The following is a 3,187-nucleotide window of genomic DNA, read 5'->3' on the forward strand; positions in this document are numbered from 1 at the left end:
GTGCTAACCCGCTCCAGCTAGCATCCGCTAACGCAAATGTCTATGGGAATGCAAAAAAACTGACAAGTGGCGTTCTGGAAGATCCGATGATTTGGAATGTAAATAATGTTACCAACTTGGACCAAATCGGAAATTACTCTTGGTTGGGCACGGATGGAGCTAGAAAGGGTAGTTTTGTTATTGATCTTGGCCAGGCAATGGATTTCAGCCAAATCAGGCTGCTTGCCAAGTCCAACAGGTTGAAAGGCGCTACAATTTCTGTATCCGATGATTTCAGTGATCATTCTTCGGCTGCTGAATGGGACGCCATGACCTTCAAACAAGTTGATCTCACAACGGATGAAGGTTATACCTATGCAACAGGCAACCTTAACGGCGGAGATGACACCGTAGATGCCTCCTATGCCTTGAATCTTGGCAAGACCTACCATTCCAGATATATCAAAATAATGGTAGAGAATGCATCTGGTGGTAACGCAGGCACAGATTTAACGGGCCCTCCACGGCTTACACAAGTTCAAGTCTTCAACGCACCGACACCACCGCAGAATCTGAAAATAGGGACCAGCGGTTCGGCTGCGGTTCTAAAGTGGGATTCCAACGCTCGGAGCGAAGGCTTTACGGTTTATAATGGAACGGCGGTAGTCGCCGAATTGCCGGCAGACRCGACAAGTTATGCGTTACCGACCAATTTGTCCGACACTCCTGCTATCTCGGTAAGGTCGAAGGGAACGGATCCGTATTCCCGTAAACTTATGAATTCGGCTCCAGCCTACCCAGTGCCTACGGTTCCTACGGATGTTAATCCTGTCATTGTAGCTATTACACCAGAGAACATCGTGACCGAAGTAGGGACTGCGCCAATATTGCCGACGGTTGTGAGCGCTGTATACAGCGATAGCTCGACCCAAAAGCTGCCCGTAGCATGGGATGCCATTAATCCAACGCAATATGCGGCTCCAGGCAACTTTACCGTTGAAGGAACAGTAACTGGCTCCGTGTATAAGGCGCTGGCTAACGTTGCGGTTATCTCAGGTACGGTCACTTGGCCAGCACAATCCCTTCTAACCGTTTCGGAAGTTGGCGAAACAACAGCAACTTTGCGATGGACTTCAGCGCAAGCCGTGAGAGGTGTAGCCGGATATAAGCTTTACACTGTAACTGGCAACACGTATTCCGAAATCGTCTCGGTCGGTGATGTCCTCACCTATAAGCTGACTGGTCTGATGGAGGGGAGCAATTACACCTTCACAATTCAAGCCGTAGATAAAGATGGCGTTAGAAGCGTTTACGGACCGGTGGCTAGCTTCCGAACAAACAATAGATCCAGAGATTCTGCAGAAACTCCAATTACTTCGGGTTCGGTACCAGCACCAGTAACGCCTAGTGGTTCTAATGCGACTCCAGGCATCATCGATCTAGCAAAGGACGCCAAAGTTACGAAGGAGACAGCTGCAGACGGAAGTACGGTTACCAAAGTCGCCGTGGATGCTAAAGCGTTGGAGAAAGCATTAGCCAACCCGCTTGTCGTCATTGACGTGAAAGGCATCGACTCAGCCACGAAAGTGGAACTATCAGGCAATGCTATTCTCGGTGCGACGGATAAACAAAGTATATTGGTTATTCAAGCGAACGGGATTCGATATGAATTGCCTGTAACCTTGTTTGCAAATATTCAGAAGGACTCCACTGTCGTCGTCTCGATAGCGAAAGTAACCGGTAAGGCTGGAGACGATGTGAATGTTGCGGTGAATGACCTGAATGCGAAGCAAGTGATTCCGAACCCGATCGAATTTACGATCACGGTTAACGGTTCAGAAATCACAGATTTCGGTGGCACATACGTCGATCGAACCATTATCTTGGGCCAAGTGACAGTTAACCCTGCCACTCTGACTGCAGTATGGGTTGATTCGAACAAGCAGCTTCATTTTGTTCCTACTGTCATGACAACAAAGGACGGTTCCACGGAAGTAACAATCCGTTCGCCTCACAACAGCATTTATACCGTAATCCAATCGGAGAAGTCGTTCAGTGATTTGCAAGGACATTGGGCCAAAACAGACATTGAACTGCTTGCAAATAAATGGATTCTAAACGGTATGACCGATCAGCAATTTGTGCCTGAAGCTAACGTGACGCGTGCCGAGTTTGCAGCTATGCTGGTTCGTTCACTTGGCTTAATGGAAACAAAGGTTAACGCGTTTCAAGACGTTCAATCGACTGATTGGTTTGCCGGTGCCGTAGGTTCGGCCTATAAAGCTGGATTGATCAATGGCTATGAGGATAGCACATTCCAACCTAACGCAATGATTACTCGTGAACAGATGGTTGCTATGGTCATACGCGCCATGAATGTCGGCGGCAAAGAAATTCAAGCCGACAACTCATTATTGAACAAGTTCACGGACCGTTCGGAGATCGGGGAATGGTCGAAGGAAGCCATTGCGCAAGCTTTGAAAGCTGATCTCATTCAAGGAATGTCCGACAAGGTCTTCGCTACGAAGGAGCCTGCTACTCGTGCTCAAGCTGCTGTGATTTTGAAGCGTGCGCTGCAGTTCCTGCAATTTATTAATTAAATTTCCTTAGTCTTCAAACAACCGCCTTCGGATTCTCGATGGCGGTTGTTAGCTTTAACTATCATAGACTATGACACAAGTTGGCATACTTAAGACCTATAATGGGTTGTAGATCAACGAAGGGAGTTGCCGAATCATGAGCCGTAGAATCATATTAGATTTAGCTGTTACTTTAGATGGTTATATTGAGGGGAGTAAAGGGGAAGTTGATTGGTGCGTGATGGACACGGAAATGGGGTTCATTGATTTCTTGAATCAAATCGATACCATTATGTATGGAAGAAAAAGCTATGATTTATGGGGGCAATATACGCCGGAATCTGACGAGGATGAGACCGGAAATGAGATCTGGGCATTAGTTCATAGCAAAGTGAAATATGTGTTTTCAAGAACACAAAGTGGGACTGATCATAAAGCCATATTTATCAATAATCATATTCTTGAAGAAGTAAATAAATTAAAGAGTAAGCCTGGTAAAGACATTTGGCTATATGGTGGAGCAAGTCTTATTACGACTTTTATCCAGTTAGGACTTGTTGATGAGTTTAGATTATCTGTGCACCCTGTTATTTTGGGAGAAGGAAAACCGTTATTTACGGATATAAATC

General features: G+C 46.1%; 2 protein-coding genes. Both read left to right on the forward strand.

Annotated elements, in window-relative coordinates:
* Positions 1–2,579, forward strand: a 2,579-nt coding sequence (locus tag AC1DUA_RS31045) for an S-layer homology domain-containing protein (protein WP_477503414.1), incomplete at its 5' end; no start/stop codon positions are given.
* A gap of 136 nt (positions 2,580–2,715) precedes the next feature.
* The coding region (locus AC1DUA_RS31050; protein WP_477503415.1) for a dihydrofolate reductase family protein at positions 2,716–3,187 on the forward strand (472 nt) is incomplete at its 3' end.

This window comes from Paenibacillus sp. 01T422, assembly GCF_056398785.1.